Genomic DNA, 15,473 nt, shown 5'->3' on the forward strand with positions numbered 1-15,473 from the left:
CAAGACCTCGCAGTTTGCCCGCCCCCCGGCGGGCATTTTTTCTTTCAGCCTGGAACGGGCGTGGTGGATTGCCGCAGGATGGCGCGACTTTCGGATTTGAGGCGTGCAACGGCGAAACTCCCTCGACGCCCCCCCGACGGCCCGGACCCGGCACCTGATCAGGAGAGTTCATGAGCAATCGTCCAGACTTCGCGCTGGCCGCGTGTACGGCAATCGTTCTGATATCAGGCGCGCTACCCGGCATGGCGCGCGCGCAGATGATCCCGCAGAAACCCATCGCCTATCCGACGCGGGGGCAGTCGTCCTATCAGCAAAGCAACGACGACGGTGCGTGCTATAGCTGGGCGCGACAGCAGACCGGCATTGATCCGCTCCAGATCGCAAGCTCGCCGGTGCCGGTCATCGTGCCCGGTGGCGAGCGCGTGCGCGGCGCGGCCGGTGGCGCCGCTGCGGGTGCGGTCGTGGGTGCGATCGCTGGAGACGCGGGGAAGGGCGCCGCGGCGGGTGCGGCGGCAGGGACAATCGCCGGTGGCGTGGCGCATCGCCAGCAACGCCGTCAGGCAGTAGCCACCAGTGCGCAGATTCAGGCGAACAATGGCTGGGCCGTGACGTCGTACTGGCAAGCGTGGCGCGCCTGTATGACGGGCCGCGGGTACTCGGTGCAGTAACTGGCGCGGCGGCGTGCGTTGACAAGCGGCGGCCTACGGACCACCGCTTGTCAACGCGTTACGCCTCGCTCATGGCCGGATCGCTGATGGCGTGCTTGCCAGTCTCCACACGACCAGCGAAGCGGCGATAGAACGACGCATCACTGCTGCACGTCACGGCAAAGTCATACCACTGCCCGCTGGCCTGCAGTTCCCAGTGCTGGGTGGTGCTGGCGCTCGCGGCCACGTTTGCGGTCCACGGACCGTCCTGGCGGTAGGCCACCGGCGTCACGGTGAACACGCACGGCTGGCCGCCCTTGTTCATCAGGTCCACGTAGACATTGCCATTGGCTACGTCGTAGCACACGCGGACTTCCGGCGCGGCCTGCGTGCCGCTCAGGCGGTTCAGGTCGCCCTTGAAATGCCGATGGAAGCCGTTCGGGCCCAGCACCCATAGGTCGTACTTGCCAAAGTTGTCACGTGCGGCGTCCCAGGTGTCCGACAAGGTCTTGCCCGCCTCGACGGTATAGCGGCGCGGGATGCGATCGAGCTTGAAGCCGTCGTACACGTGGAAGACGGCAGCCTGCGTGCCCGAGTTCGCGAATACCAGTTCCACCTGACCGGAAGCACGGCAACGCGCACTGGTATGCAGTTCGTATGGCAAGGCTCGCGACGGACGCGCACCGGCGGCCTGCAGCGGCAACTGCATGTCGCGCGGCACCGGCACCTGCTGCAGCTTCTGCTGGTCCGCGCGCAGCTTGTCGGCAAGCTCTCGCGTGGTGCGGCCGCCCAGTGTCGGCATGGGCTCGTTGTTCGGCGTCTTGAAGTTGAACGCGCTGGTCAGGTCGCCGCAGACCGCGCGGCGGAACGGGCTGATGTTCGGCTCGCGCACGCCGAATCGGGCCTCAAGGAAGCGCAGCACCGACGTATGGTCGAACACCTGCGAATTGACCCACCCGCCGCGGCTCCACGGCGAAATCACATATAGCGGCACACGCGGACCGGGGCCGAAGACGCGGCCATCCGGCGCGGGCTGGCCCGTGCTGCCGGCCGGCGCGCCTTGCGTGAAGTACTCGGCGGTCAGGTCCGCATCCGCCAGCGTGGTCTTCCCCGCATAGCTGCCATCCGGGTTCTTCGACGGTGCCGATGGCGACGGCACATGGTCGAAATAGCCGTCGTTCTCATCGAAGTTGATCAGCAGAACGGTCTTGCTCCAGACATCCGGATTCGCGGTCAGGGCGTCCAGTACCTCCTGCAGGAACCACGCGCCTTGCACCGGGCTGGATGGCGACGGATGTTCACAGTAGATCGACGGTGCGTTGATCCACGACACCTGCGGCAGCTTGTTGTCGAGAACCGCCTTCCTGAAAGCGTCCAAATACTGGTCCGGCTTGTCACCCGGCAGCGTGTTCGCCACGCCCTTGTACAGCGGATTGGCCGCATTGTCGGTAGCGGCGTCGTAGGCGTGATACGGCACTGCCTGGCCGGTATTGGTGTAGGGCTTGCCCGGCGAGCCGCCGCTGGAGACCGGAAAGCCGGATGCCAGGTTCGCGCGCCGGAACGTCTGGAACGCGCCAAGCATGTTGTCGCCCCATTCGTCGGGCATGTTCTGGTAGCTGATCCAGCTCACGCCGGCTTCTTCCAGCCGCTCGGCATAGGTCTTCCACGTATAGCCGATGTTTGCGTCGGCCGGCACGCCATTGATCGCATCCCACTCATTGTTGACGAAGGCCACGTTCTGCGGCATCGCGCCGTTGGTCCCCGAGATATGGAACGAGCGGTTCGCGTCGGTGCCGGTATGCATCGAACAGTGATACGCGTCGCAGATCGTGAAGGCATTGGCCAGCGCGAACTGGTACGGGATCTCCTGCTCTTTGAAGTAGCCCATCGACGTGTCGGTCTTGGCCACCGGCCAGCGGGACATGCGACCGTTGTCCCAGGCCTGCTGGCTGTCCGCCCACGCGTGCGGCGTGCCGGACGTGCGTTGGGCGTTGTTGGCCGTGCCATCGAGGTGGTAGGGCGTGATGACGGTGCCGTTAGCGCGCTCCTGCTGCCAGACCTTGCGGCCATTGGGCATCGGAACCGTGATCCGGTCACCGAAGCCACGCACACCGTTGAGCGTGCCGAAGTAGTGGTCGAACGAGCGGTTTTCCTGCATCAGGATCACCACGTGCTGAACGTCGTTGATCGTTCCCGTGACGTTGCTGGCGGGAATGGCCAGCGCACGGCGGATGCTCGGCGGAAATGCGGCGAGAGCGGCGGCTGAAAAGGCGGCACCGGTGCTGGCCTGCAAGAACTTGCGGCGCGAATTCATGATGTCATCGAGTGAGGGTTGAGCCGTGCGCGCATTCAGGGCGCGCAGCGCATGTCCGGCTTGGCCGGCTCGGTGGGGCTGGGAGCGCCGTCGGGCGTGGAGGGCTGCTGAGGGGGCGAGACAGGCTGCTGAGGTGGGCTGTCATCGTTGCCGCCGCAGGCGACAGTGCCGATGGCCACCAGGCTGGCGACCAGCAGCGCCCGGATCAAACGCATACGTTGCATGGGGTCCTTGGCATGAGGAATGTCTGGGGTGCTTTGAAAGCCCCGCAAGCCTAAGGACCGAAGATGACGCTACCGTGACTACATGTGTGTCAGGTAGGGCGATGCATCGATGCGGCTATACGGCGATACGCCACATCGATGCATCAGGAAGGCACGTGGTTCGTGCTAGAGCACCGCGCACGCTTCCGGCGTGGCAACGATGGTCATGCTTGGGCGCTCATCCTCGCGCAACAGCACGCACAGATAGCCCGTCGTGAGGTCATCGGGTCCAGGCTTCTCGCGCCACAAGGGCGGCAGTGCCACGGCGGTGGTGTGCGGCGCGCCAGTGCCGCTATCGCTCCATGTAATGGCAATGGGCGCTTCCGGCTTCTTGCCGAGGAAGCAATAGGCTGGCATCGATTGCGATTGGCGGGGTGCGGGTCCGGTCTCGCACTGGCCCGCGTGCACGGCCAGCACGTCGTGATTGGTGCGATTGACGAGCACGACCTTGGTCCAGGGCCAGGGCTCCTGGAACGGGCTCAGGGTTTCGGCGGTTGGCACTGCGCACGCGGACAGGGCGCCGATGGCTGCCACGGCCATCAGGCGCGTGGCGATCGAGCGGAAAGCATTCATTGGGCGCTGCATATCGGGGGAGCCTGGGCTACACCCGAGCGAGTTACGACGGCGCACAGGGTAGGCCGTACCACTACGCCACGACTATCAAAGAAATTAGAAAAACAGCGCGACACCGGTATCCAGTCAATGTCGCGCCCACGCACTTTCTAAGTTCTTTGATAGCCGAGATCGGCACGTCGCCCTAAGGTGTGCGCTTCTTCCGAACGAACCTCCAGACATGATCAATCACTGCCGTCCGGCCGTCCGGGTCTTTGGTATTGCGCTGCTGATCGCGGGCGCTGGCCATGCTTATGCGCAACTCGCGAGCGACATGGCATCGCCAGCATTGCCTGACTGGTCGCACGTATGCCAGGGCGCCGGAGTGGCCGCGAAACCCGCCGGCTGCCATGCTTCCGATGGTCCTGCCGGCAGCAAGTACAACCTGCTCTACGCAAACGACATATCAGAGGGCGATGAAGGCGAAGCCCCCTACACCCCCGCCAGCCAGCCGCTCCGGCACGCGCACGAAGATGCCAGCCGGGACGCGCCGCGTGACAACGCCTCCGGCAACTGACCGGTCGGCGCATTGCGCCCGAGCTTTCGAGCTTCAGACAACAAGACGATTCGATGAAACTGCGCCCCTATCTGTTGGCAGGCATTCTCCTGCTTGCATCGACCGAACCTGCTTTTGCGTCCGCGCTCCGTGGCAAGACCCTGGAGACCGTGGCGAATGCCATTTCCTGGGTGGTACTGATCTTCGTGCCGATGGCGGGGATCTACCTGTTCTGGATGCTGCATATCTGGCCCGAGAAGATCGCGCATCGCAAGCGGCATCCGCAGAAGGAGGCGATCCATTCGCTGTGCCTGCTTTCGCTGTTCTTCGGAGGGCTGCTGTGGCCGCTGGCCTGGCTGTGGGCCCATACCAAGCCCGTGTTCTACCGGGCGGCCTACGGCACCGATCAGGCGCCGGAAGACGATGAAGCGCCCGGCGAGATTCGCGCCGGAAAGGAGCCAATCTGAATGGACGCGCTGATACTCGGTGTCTACGCGCTGGCCGTCTGGCTGGTCTTCTTCAAGTTCAAGTGGCTGCCGTGGAACACCCCGACCATGGTGATCGTGGTCACCATTCCGGTGGTGGCGATGACGGTGCTGGTCCTGACGCTAAACGTGGTGGCGCCGTCCTCGCATGACGTGCGGGTGGTCGGCAAGGTCCTGCAGGTGGTGCCGCAGGTCCGGGGCCGCATCGTCGAACTGCCGGCCGAAGGCAACCGAAGCTACAAGAAGGGCGACGTGCTGCTGCGTATCGATCCAACGCCATATCAGGCGTCGGTCAGGCAGCTCGAAGGCAGGCTGATGGCCGACGATGCGGCGCTCGCCGAAGCCGAAGCGGCGGCACGTCAGCTAAGTGAATCGGTGCGTGGCGCTGCGGGGCGGGTGAGTGCCGTGCAGGCCAGGCTGTCGCTGGCCCGCAGGCGGGTCAGCGAGCACGATGCGCTGCTCGCCGCCGGTGCCGGGTCGAAATTCGACCGTGAGGAAGCCAGCGCTCGCGAGCACGAACTGGAAGGCGATCTGCTCAGTGCCCAGGCCGCGGAGGAAGAGGCCCGGCAGAAGCTATCGGCCAAAAGCCAGGGAGAGTTTGTCGCGATCGCCACCGCGCGCGCCAAGCGCGCCGAGACCGAAGTCATGCTCGAGAACGCCCGCTGGGAGCTGGAGCAGACGGTCTATCGGGCGCCGTCGGACGGCAGGGTCGTGAACTTGCAGGTGCGCGTCGGCACCATGCTCGTGCCGTTCCCGTTCTCCCCGGCATTCAGCTTCGTGGAGGATGAGCAGGAGGTCCTGGCCTTCTATCATCAGAACGAGCTCTACAACGTCAAGACGGGCGATCTCGCTGAAATCTATCTGCCGACGGCCCCGGGCGAGATTATCAAGGCCCGCGTCGATTCGATCGTCTGGGCCCAATCGCAAGGCCAGTTCGCGCAGGGCGGCATGATTCCGAACACCGGGGCCACGGATGTGGTGCCGAACCGGTTCGCGGTCAAGCTTGCGCTCCGCGACGAATCGAGCGGACTGACGCTGCCCGTCGGCGCGGTGGGTGCTGGCGCGATCTACACGGAGCGCATGGAGATGTTCCATATCATCCGCATGGTCTTCCTGCGCGTCAGTTCCAAGCTGAACTACCTCGTGTTCAAGCTGCACTAGGCCACGGGAGACAAGCTTATGTCGTCATCTCAGATCAAGAAGTCCCTGCTGCTGGCGCTGCCGGTTGCCATGCTTGCCGGGTGTGCCCTGCAGACCCCGCCAAAGGGCGAGGACCTTCGCCAACAAACCGTTCCCTCGCTCGAAGGGCGGGCCGGGTGGGCAAACCCGACATCGGGCGCCGCTGTCGCCGATGGCTGGCTTGCCGCGTTCGACGATGCCGAACTGCAACGGCTCGTGCGGGAAGCCATCGCGCACAACGGCGATCTGCGACTTGCGGAGGCGCGTGTGCAGCAGGCGCAGGCGCTCGTTGCCATCGCACGGAGCGGGCTGCTGCCAAGCGCCGGCGTGAAGGGCAGGGCGGGCAACTCGGAAACGCAGATCCTCTCCATCGGCGCAAGCTGGGAGGTGGACCTGTGGGGGCGCATCCGCGCCGAGTCCCGCTCAGCCGAATCGCAATACGCCGCTACACAGGACGACTATCTCTGGGCGCAGCGCGTGATTGTGGCGACCACTGCCAAGGCATGGTTCTCGCTGATCCGATACACCGTGCTCGAAGACCGGTTGCGGCAATCCGCCACCATTCAGGAGGAACTGGTGCGAATTGTCGGCCAGCGGGTGACCATCGGCATTGCGCCGGAGACCGACCTGCTGGAAGCCAGGAACACCCTGCACGCACAGCGCGACAGTATCGAGAAGGCCGCACTGGCCAGGAGCCAGGCCGCGCAGGCGCTGGAGCTGCTGCTGGGCCGCTACCCGGCCGGAGACATCGCGACCGTGCCGACCCTGCCTGCCATGCCGCCAGCGCCGAATGCGAGCCTGCCGGCGAGCGTGGTCGAGCGTCGCCCCGACCTGACTGCCGCCGCGCATCGCGTTGCGGCGGCGTTCGACATGCGGCAATCGGCGGAAGCCGCACGTCTGCCGCGCATCTCGATCAGCGCGGCCGTTACCGGCATCCGCAGCGATGTGTTCCTGCTCAATCAGGCCGGTAGCCCGGTCAAGGGTCTGAATGGTGCCTTCTTTGCCCCGATCTTCATGGGCGGGGAACTGAAGGCCCGTGTGGACTACTACACGGCAGAGCAGAAGGCGGCACTGATCGCCTATGGCAACAGTGCGCTGCGGGCGCTGGGTGAGGTCGAAACCGGGTTACGGGCAGAGTCTGGCTATGCCGAACGCACCAGGCAACTCCGCGAGCGCGTGAACGAGCGTCGGGTGCTGGTGCAGCGAGAGGAAACACGCGTGACGATCGGCGCGTCGGACACACGGAGTCTGCAGCAGCAGCGGCAGACGCTGGTGGCGGCCGAGATGGATCTCGTGAATGTGGAAGCCGATCACCTTGACCAGCGCGTGTCGCTGTTGCTGGCGTTGGGCGGGGACTGGAGGCCGGAAGCCACAGCTACAGCTACGGGGACGGGGACGGGTACATAAGGACCCGGGCACTGTGACTAGTCACAGTAGACGCCTTCACGGCGACCTTTCATCATGCGGGCAGGTTTCCAGACGACGAAGTCACCCCCATGCAACCCCGCAAGTGGCACACCAATCTGCTGATCCTGTTCCTGGCAGGCTGGTCGCTGGTATCGCTCATCGGGGTGTCGGTCCTGATGATCCGCGCGCCGATGCCGGTCGATCCGGCCGATTGCCTGTTGTTTCTCTGGACGCCGATCCTGATCGGCTGGGCGTCCTGGCTGCTGTTCCGGCAGCACCGCTATCAGGCGCTGCCGCTATGCATCGTGCCGGCGATGTACATCATGACGGCCGTTCGCTTGTCGCAGGGCCGGCTGAGCTTCGTGAACTGGCGCGTCAACTTGTGGAACCTGACCAGTTTTCCCCTCGGCTATGGCCTGTGCGCGGCGTTCTTCCTGGCCTGCGCGTTCTATGCCGCGCGCCTCGAAGCCAGGGCCTCCGCCTGAAACCATTGTGGGTCAGGCGGAGACGACTGGCGAAGTAAGCCTTGAAGGACGGCTTACATGTGGACGTTGAGGGTCAGCACTGCCGAGCGCCCCGGTGCCCACGTGGCGTAGATCGGGTAGGCCGACGAGTAGTACTTCTTGTCGAAGATGTTCTGCAAGTTCAACTGCAAGTCCATGGTCTTGTCGAGGCGATACGTCGCAACGGCATCGAAGCGGGCGTACCCCGGCGTCCACTTGCGCGTGGTGGCCGTGACGGATGCGTAGGTAAGGCTCGAGAACGTGGCGCCACCGCCAATCGACAGCTTGGGCAGCACGTCATAGTAGGTCCACAGCACGAAGTTGTGCTTGGGCACCATCACCATCGGCAGGCCCGAGGCGGTCGGGTTCGCCGGGCCGGCGTCGGTGGTGATCGCGTTCAGGTACGAGTAGCCGCCGAACACGCGCCACTGGTTGGTCAGATTGCCCGCAAAGCCGAGTTCGGCGCCGCGCACGCGCTGGCTGCCCGCGTTGACCGTGCCACCCAGGCCATCGCTGACGCGCGCGTTGGTCTTGTCGGTCTGGAACAGCGCGGAAGTCAGCGAGAGACGGCGGTCCAGCACATCCCACTTGGCACCCACTTCGATATTGCGGCTGCGTTCCGGCGAAAGGTTCTGGTTGGTCGCGGTGATCTGGTCGGTGCCGCCACCCAGACCGCTATTCGCACCCGGCGGATTGGCCGACGTGCCATACGAAGCGTACAGGCTGACCGTCTGCACCGGCTTGAACACCAGACCAAGCTGGTAGCTGAACAGGTTCGAGATATTGTTCAGGTCTGGCGCGCCTGCCTGCGTGGAGGAGACATCGAAGCGGTCGAATCGCGTGCCGGCATTGAACAGCCAGCGCTCGCTGAGCTTGATGCTGTCGAACAGATAGGCCGATGCCACGTTGGTATGCGTGTAGGTCGGCGCGCCCGGGAATCCCTTGTCGCCATTCAGCACGATGCTGCCGGTCCACGGTGCGTTGGAGTCCCATCCGCCAATCGGGGTGCAGTTGTAGGCTACCGTGCATGGTCCGCCCGAGCGAATATTGTTGCCGGCGCTGTCGCTCACAAGGTAGCCCTCGTACGTGCTGCGTTCCCAGCTGAATTCCATCCCGGCGGACAGGCTGTGTTCCATGCCGAATAGCGTGGCCTTGCCCGAGACCTCGGTCTGGTTCGCCACGCTGTTGGTCGCGTACTTGCCGCTCTTGGCCTGCAGTTGCAGGATGTTCGGATTGGTGCTGAGGAACTGCGGATTGGTGGCCACATAGTCCAGCGTCGAGCGGCCAAACATGGTGGTATTGCGCAGCTTCCAGTTCTCGTCGAGGCGATGTTCGACGCGGATCTCGCCCGTATCGGTCTGGCCCCGGCGGTAGTCGCGGTTGTTCAGGCCATAGAACTGCGAGCGCTCGATGCCGCTGTTCGCGCCAGGCGTGCCACCGGTCGATCGGAACGGCACGCTGAAGTCCGGCATGTCGTAGCTGTTCAGGTGGTAGTAGCTCACGTACACCGTGGTGGGCGAGTTCAGGCCGAATGCCACCGACGGCGACACGCCCCAGCGCTTGCTGTAGACGTTGTTGCGACCGGGCTGGTTGGCGTCGTATCCCATCACGTTCAGACGTACCGCGGTCTCGTCATTGATCTTGCGGTTCATATCCACGGTCGCGCGCTTGTAGGCTTCGGTGCCCAGGCCAAGGCTGGCGTTCGTGAAATCGTCGAGACGGGGCATCTTGGTCACGATGTCGATGCTGCCGCCCACCGCGCCACGGCCCGCGTACACCGAATCCGGCCCCTTGACCACGCTGATCTGCTCGACGGCAAACGTTTCACGGTTCTGCACGCCGGAGTCGCGCATGCCATCGACGAAGATCGAGTTGCGCGACTCGAAGCCACGGATCACGGGGCGATCCGCGGACGGATTCGCCGCGGCATCGCCACCCAGGAACGTAACGCCCGGCACCGTCTTCAGTGCTTCGGCGAACGTCGTCGCGTTGGTCTGCTTGATGACCTCCTCGGGGATAACCGTCACCGAGCGCGGCGTGTCCAGCAGCGGCGCCACGAACTTGTATGACGGCAGCTCCTTGGTCTGCAACGGCGAATCGGCCGTGACCACAGCGGTCGGCAACGTCGCCTCCGTGGATTTCGCGGACGGCGGGTTATCCGTGGTCTGGGCAGATGCGGACTGGGAGGCTGCGAATCCGGAGCAGCAGAGGGCACACGCGTACGCGACCAGGCGTACACGCGATGTGGCGTGGGCTGACATGACGATGGGAGGGAAGAGGAAAAACAAGAGGCGGCTTGCCCCCGATGAGGTGTCTAATACACGACAAACCAGGGTATTAAGTGCGAATCATTATTGTTTACAGGCGGATTGTATTGGGGATGTCACAATTTGTAAACGTTCGCTAAAAACCCCCCATGCCACTCATGGGCTCTCGGCGATGTCTCACCGGGATCGTCATCGGGAATTTGCCGTGCCGAAAAGGTAGCTTGCCGAAGGGAGCCCTCGTGATCTTCAGGCCCTATTCCTCGGGGGGGACAGCCGCCACCTGCCCGCCGCCTTCACGGGCTTGCGGCTTGTGGCTTACGGCCGATTGCGGTTGCCGAAACGTGCCAGGCAGTGCCAGGCTTTCTTGAGCATCTGCGGATCGTGGCGATCGGCGCGCGCCGCTTCGCCTATTCGCGCGGGCGTCAAGATGCCATTGCCCGCCAGTGATGCCGCGAATTCGGCTACGGCCTCGCCGCGGTAGGCGGCGTCACGGCTCAGTTGATCCGCATCCGCAAGAAATCCGGCATGCCATTCGACGCGACAGGGCAATGCGAGCGCGAGGGCCTCGACCTCAGTATTCCGATACGAGGGATCGAGCACGATCGCCTCCACGTCCTGTGCGAGCAGCACGGGGCCATGAACATGCGCTTCCACATAATGGTCGAGCGGATCATCGTGGCCCGCGACGGCGGCCAGCCGCTCCGCCAGCGCAAAGCGATCGGCCACCCCAAAATGCGTCGGCTCATAGACGCTGTCCGGGTGACAGAACGTGGCGCGGGCCAGCACTCCGGCGGCAAGCCGCAGGTGTGCCGAGCCAAAACGCGGCGCGGCGCCTGCCCCGGCGTGGTCGATATTGAGCGCGCCATAGCGTGGCCGGTCGGACGGCGGGGCCGCGTCGTAGGCCCGTCCGAAGATCCGGCTCTCCCAATGCCAGCGGTCCCCGCCGGGATACGCGGTCAAGCCGCCATTGCTCGTGCCGGTTTCGAACTGGGATCGATAGACGCCATCGTTAGCCATTGCCGCCAGCAGCGGTCGCCCCTCAAACATCCGGTCCGGATGGAAGTTCAGCGTGACTCGCCAGGTCGGATCAATGGGACTGCCGCCGCATTGCCCGGCGACATGGGCCAATGCGCGATCTGCGGGCGAGCTTTCGGAAGACATATGTTTCGAGGCTGGCGATAGGGCGGGGGGCGGGGGGCGGGGGCTGGAGTCGATTCTAGCGTAGCCCCGTCACGCAACCCCTTCGTCGTCGGGCTGAGTTCAGCGTCACCGACAGCGTCAATTGCGGTCCCGGTCCAGCCAGTCCAGCCGGTCGATCCGGTCGATGTGCGACTTCACCGGGCGGAGCGTCCGGAGTCGCCTGTGCTACTGACCCAGGATCGCACCACGCACGTTCTGCACGTGCGCGGTGCCGGCAGCTTCGGCGGCATCGGGTTCGCCCGCCTGCACGGCCGTGGCGATGCGCTTGTAGTCATCCAGCCGCATCTGCCGCAATGACGCCAGCCGATGCTGTGCATGGACGATCGGCATCTGGATTGTGGGAAAGAGCCGCCGCAATTCGCGGTTATCGCCCATATCCAGCAGCGTGCGATAGAAATGACGCCTCGCGGTGGAAAACGCTTCGCCGTCGTGGGTCTTTTCCGCGACCACGAGCGCTTGCACCGATGCGCGCAGCGCCTGCGCGAGTGTCCGGTCGCCGCTTCCCCGCGTGGCGGCGCGCGCGAGCAGGCCAGTCATGCGTTCCGCCACATCGAGCACGTCGAGTGTCTCCTGCAGGCTCAGGCGCCGGATGATGGCGCCGCGATGGCGCGGCAGGTCAACGATGCCCTCCGCAGCCAGCCGCTGCAGCGCTTCGCGCACGGAATTCCGCCCCACGCCGAACTGCTCGACGAGATCGGTTTCCACCAGCCGCTGGCCAGGCACGAACGTGCCAAGTTCCAGACCATTCATGATCCCGAAGAACACCGAGTCCGATGCGCTGCGGCTTGCTGGGCCTGCGTTGACGGGCGAATCGATCGACATGGCGAGGGATGGAGAGGTCGAATGTGGCACAGGGCGCGATTCTAGCGGAAAGGTTGTGGCAATACCGGCCGGTGAGGCGCCACATCCATTGACATAGGATGAAATCATCCTACAATTTGCCCCTACCATGCAATTGGAAGGAGACAGGGGATGAAGGAGACACTGCTCGGACTGGCCGGCAAGCGGGCGCTGGTCACCGGCGCCTCGAGCGGGCTCGGCGCGCATTTCGCGCAACGGCTGGCCGCGCATGGCGCGGAAGTGGTGCTTGCGGCACGGCGAGTGGATGCGCTGCAATCGGTGGCGAAACAGCTTGAGCCGTATGGCCGCGCCCGTTGCGTGGCGCTCGACGTCACCAGCGCATCGTCGCGCGCGGCGATGGTGGAAGAAGCGGGCCCAATCGACATCCTGGTCAACAACGCCGGGCTGGTTCGCGAGGGCGCTGCCCTCAAGCATTCGGAAGAAGACTGGGATGTGGTGCTGGACACCAACCTAAAGGGCATGTTCTTCATGGCGCAGGCGCTGGCCTCCGGGATGCGCGAACGCGGCGGCGGGAGCATCATCAACGTGGCGTCGATTCTCGGGCTGCGGCAAGCGGGCGGGGTAGTGTCCTATGCCGTGTCCAAGGCAGGCGTCGTGCAACTGACGCGGACACTGGCACTGGAATGGGCACGCCACGGCATTCGGGTGAACGCCCTCGCGCCCGGGTACATCGATACTGAAATCAACCACGACTTCTGGCAGACCGATGCGGGCAAGGCCCTCATCCAGCGCATTCCGCAGCGCCGGCTGGGGCAGCCCGAGGATCTCGACGGCCCGCTGTTGCTGCTGGCATCCGATGCCTCGCGCTACATGACGGGCGCCGTGCTGCCGGTCGACGGCGGGCATCTGGTCAATACACTTTGAGAGGAATGGCATTCATGTTCACACCCTGTCCCACCGAACGCAGCCGTGACATCGCGGATCGCGTCGAGCGCTTCGTGCGCGACGTGGTCGCGCCGTACGAACAAGATCCGCGCTGCACCGCTCACGGCCCCACCGAGGAACTGGTGCTGGAGCTTCGCGCCAAGGCACGTGCCGCTGGCGTCATGACGCCCCACATCCTGCCCGACGGCGGGCACCTGAGCCAACTCGAGACGGCCGCCGTGCTCAAGCGCTCGGGCCTGTCGCCGCTTGGTCCGGTCGCCGTCAATACCATGGCGCCCGACGAAGGCAACATGTTCCTGCTGGGCAAGGTGGCCACCGCCGCGCAGAAGGCGCGATTTCTTGAGCCACTGGTGCGCGGCGAAGCACGCTCGGCGTTCTTCATGACCGAGCCGGCGGAAGAGGGCGGGGCGGGATCGGACCCCTCGATGCTGAGCACCACGGCGGTACGCGACGGCAACGACTGGGTACTCAACGGTCGCAAGAAGTTCATCACCGGCGCCGAGGGTGCGCGGGTGGGCATCGTGATGGCGCGTACCGGCGACGGCGAGCGCGCGCAAGCCACCATGTTCCTGGTCGACCTTCCGCATCCCGCCATCCGCACCGAGCGCGTGATCGACACGATCGACAGTTCGATGCCCGGTGGCCACGCGCAAGTGCTCATCGATGGATTGCGCCTGCCGGCCGAACAGGTGCTGGGCGAGGTCAACGAAGGGTTCCGCTATGCGCAGGTACGGCTGTCACCGGCCCGGCTTTCTCACTGCATGCGCTGGTTCGGCACAGTCACGCGCGCGGACGAGATCGCGCGCGCCTATGCCACCACGCGCAAGGCGTTCGGCAAGCTGCTGATCGACCATGAGGGCGTGGGCTTTATGCTGGCTGAAAATCTGATCGACCTGCAGCAGGCGGCGCTGATGATCGACTGGTGCGCGGGCGTGCTCGACACCGGCTCGGCGGGCACGACGGAAAGCTCGATGGCGAAGGTGGCCGTCTCCGAAGCACTGTTCCGCGTGGCGGACCGCTGCGTGCAGATTCTGGGCGGCAACGGCGTTTCCCGCGACACCATCGTCGACCAGGCCTTCCGCGAGTTGCGCGCGTTCCGGATCTACGACGGCCCGACCGAAGTCCACAAGTGGTCGCTGGCGAAGAAGATCAAGCGCGACACGCTGCAGTCCTCGCACCATGGCTGAGCGCATGGGTGAAGCCATGGCGGCCCGCTAGGGCCATCGCATCATGGCGACGCGATCCTCCCCGGTCCAGCGCGCGCTTGCCGTGCTGCGGGCGCTCTCCGACCCCGAAGTGCGCCGCATGAGCGACGTGGCACGCGCCACAGGCCTGGACCCGGCCACCACGTCGCGCCTGCTCGACCTGCTGGTGCAGGAAGGCTTTGCCACACGCGATGCCAGGCGCCACTATGGCATCGGCCCGGAGGTGTTCCAGCTTGCGGATGTCGGGCAGCGGCGTGTGGACCTGCGCCAGCTTGCGCGACCCGCTCTGGAACGGCTCCAGGACGCCTTCGGCGATACGGCGGTGCTGACGGAAACCAGCCGCGGCGAAGCCGTGTGTTCGGAGGTGATCACGGGCACGTATCCCGTTCACGCCAATTACGTGACGGTGGGCACACGACGTCCGCTCGGGGTTGGCGCGGGCAGTCTGGCGGTGCTGGCGTGGCTGCCACCGGCCGAGCGCGCGCGACGCCTGCAGCAAACGGCCCGCAAGCTGGCCAACTACCCGCAACTCAATGCGGCATCCATTGCTGCCGAGGCGGACGCCGCGTGCGCGCGCGGCTACGTGCTGTTTCTGGATTGGGTGGTGGAGGGGATGGGCGGCATCGCCGTGCCGATCCTCGACTACGACGGCTGGCCCATCGGCGCGTTAAGCGTGGCGGCCCTGAGTACCCGCATCCGCAGCCGTGAGGCCGCCATGGCGCGGCTGCTACGACAGGAAGCGCGCCGCATCACCAGCGCATGGACGCGCGCCGTGGTGCCCGCAGGGGGCACTCAACGTGCCGGCCCGCGAAGCAGAGGGGCCAGCGCATCCGGAATCTCCACCTCGAAGCGCAGCACCGCGCTGGCCAAGGCCTTGCCGTAGTTGTCGATTGCCAGGCTGCGGGACACCCCACCACCGAGCGCGCCCTCAGCCACGAAGTTGAGGACCTGCAGGCCATCCACGTCAAACCGTGTGACCGGCCCCGTGATCAACGTGCCGTAGTGCGCCTTGAACGCGTCGGCCGTCAGTTGCTGCTTGATATGCGGATAGAACTCCGGCGCGTAGGCAATAACGGCCGTGTTCGAGGTATTGCCCTTGTCGCCGGAGCGGCTGTGGGCGAGGCGGCGCAGCGGAACGCGCATGATGAT

At 65.1% G+C, this 15,473-nt stretch carries 16 protein-coding genes; 9 read left to right on the forward strand and 7 right to left on the reverse strand.

Features of this window, described 5'->3' with window-relative positions:
• Positions 1-170 precede the first annotated feature (170 nt).
• Positions 171-668 (forward strand): glycine zipper domain-containing protein, encoded by a 498-nt coding sequence (locus tag K6G35_RS26065; RefSeq protein WP_035883621.1) that lies wholly within the window; start codon positions 171-173, stop codon positions 666-668.
• A gap of 58 nt (positions 669-726) precedes the next feature.
• Here K6G35_RS26065 and K6G35_RS26070 read toward each other — a convergent pair whose 3' ends face one another.
• From K6G35_RS26070 to K6G35_RS26080, 3 genes are all read right to left on the reverse strand, one after another.
• Entirely contained in the window at positions 727-2,961 is a 2,235-nt protein-coding gene (locus K6G35_RS26070; RefSeq protein WP_495676569.1) for a phosphocholine-specific phospholipase C, read from the reverse strand.
• A gap of 35 nt (positions 2,962-2,996) precedes the next feature.
• Positions 2,997-3,185, reverse strand: a complete 189-nt coding sequence (locus K6G35_RS26075; RefSeq protein WP_035883619.1) for a hypothetical protein — start codon at positions 3,183-3,185, stop codon at positions 2,997-2,999.
• Between the two features lie 165 nt (positions 3,186-3,350).
• Positions 3,351-3,797 (reverse strand): hypothetical protein, encoded by a 447-nt coding sequence (locus K6G35_RS26080; protein ID WP_008643470.1) that lies wholly within the window; start codon positions 3,795-3,797, stop codon positions 3,351-3,353.
• Between the two features lie 220 nt (positions 3,798-4,017).
• Here K6G35_RS26080 and K6G35_RS26085 point away from each other — a divergent pair, with 220 nt between their 5' ends.
• The 5 genes from K6G35_RS26085 (at position 4,018) to K6G35_RS26105 (ending at position 7,888) form a co-directional block, all read left to right on the forward strand.
• Positions 4,018-4,353 (forward strand): hypothetical protein, encoded by a 336-nt coding sequence (locus tag K6G35_RS26085; protein ID WP_008643472.1) that lies wholly within the window; start codon positions 4,018-4,020, stop codon positions 4,351-4,353.
• A 53-nt stretch (positions 4,354-4,406) separates the two neighbouring features.
• Positions 4,407-4,799: a DUF3302 domain-containing protein gene (locus K6G35_RS26090; RefSeq protein WP_035883617.1), complete on the forward strand. Its 393-nt coding sequence runs from the start codon at positions 4,407-4,409 to the stop codon at positions 4,797-4,799.
• Positions 4,800-5,978 carry an HlyD family secretion protein gene (locus tag K6G35_RS26095; RefSeq protein ID WP_317915452.1) on the forward strand — a complete coding sequence of 393 codons (1,179 nt, stop codon included), beginning with the start codon at positions 4,800-4,802 and terminating at the stop codon, positions 5,976-5,978.
• An 18-nt stretch (positions 5,979-5,996) separates the two neighbouring features.
• Entirely contained in the window at positions 5,997-7,403 is a 1,407-nt protein-coding gene (locus K6G35_RS26100; protein WP_495676570.1) for an efflux transporter outer membrane subunit, read from the forward strand.
• An 89-nt stretch (positions 7,404-7,492) separates the two neighbouring features.
• Positions 7,493-7,888 (forward strand): hypothetical protein, encoded by a 396-nt coding sequence (locus K6G35_RS26105; RefSeq protein WP_008643486.1) that lies wholly within the window; start codon positions 7,493-7,495, stop codon positions 7,886-7,888.
• 53 nt (positions 7,889-7,941) lie between these two features.
• Here the strand turns inward: K6G35_RS26105 and K6G35_RS26110 are convergent, their stop codons facing one another.
• The 3 genes from K6G35_RS26110 to K6G35_RS26120 form a co-directional block, all read right to left on the reverse strand.
• Positions 7,942-10,167 (reverse strand): TonB-dependent receptor, encoded by a 2,226-nt coding sequence (locus K6G35_RS26110; RefSeq protein WP_495676571.1) that lies wholly within the window; start codon positions 10,165-10,167, stop codon positions 7,942-7,944.
• 321 nt (positions 10,168-10,488) lie between these two features.
• Complete coding sequence (locus K6G35_RS26115) at positions 10,489-11,334, reverse strand: DUF3626 domain-containing protein (protein ID WP_035883612.1); 846 nt, start codon at positions 11,332-11,334, stop codon at positions 10,489-10,491.
• Between the two features lie 204 nt (positions 11,335-11,538).
• Complete coding sequence (locus K6G35_RS26120) at positions 11,539-12,195, reverse strand: GntR family transcriptional regulator (RefSeq protein WP_186425207.1); 657 nt, start codon at positions 12,193-12,195, stop codon at positions 11,539-11,541.
• 150 nt (positions 12,196-12,345) lie between these two features.
• On the opposite strand from K6G35_RS26120, the gene K6G35_RS26125 reads away from it, so the two are divergent.
• Genes K6G35_RS26125 through K6G35_RS26135 form a run of 3 tightly spaced genes read left to right on the forward strand, consistent with a single transcriptional unit; the run spans position 12,346 to position 15,207 of the window.
• A complete protein-coding gene (locus tag K6G35_RS26125; RefSeq protein ID WP_024570409.1) occupies positions 12,346-13,098 on the forward strand; it encodes an SDR family NAD(P)-dependent oxidoreductase in 753 nt (250 codons plus the stop codon).
• Positions 13,099-13,112: 14 nt separating this feature from the next.
• Positions 13,113-14,306 carry an acyl-CoA dehydrogenase family protein gene (locus tag K6G35_RS26130; RefSeq protein ID WP_495676572.1) on the forward strand — a complete coding sequence of 398 codons (1,194 nt, stop codon included), beginning with the start codon at positions 13,113-13,115 and terminating at the stop codon, positions 14,304-14,306.
• A 43-nt stretch (positions 14,307-14,349) separates the two neighbouring features.
• Positions 14,350-15,207 (forward strand): IclR family transcriptional regulator, encoded by an 858-nt coding sequence (locus tag K6G35_RS26135; protein ID WP_008643498.1) that lies wholly within the window; start codon positions 14,350-14,352, stop codon positions 15,205-15,207.
• Here the strand turns inward: K6G35_RS26135 and K6G35_RS26140 are convergent.
• Positions 15,117-15,467 carry an AtuA-related protein gene (locus tag K6G35_RS26140; protein WP_008643500.1) on the reverse strand — a complete coding sequence of 117 codons (351 nt, stop codon included), beginning with the start codon at positions 15,465-15,467 and terminating at the stop codon, positions 15,117-15,119. The genes K6G35_RS26135 and K6G35_RS26140 overlap by 91 nt on opposite strands.
• Positions 15,468-15,473: the final 6 nt, after the last annotated feature.

This window comes from Cupriavidus sp. HY129 (genome assembly GCF_059492215.1).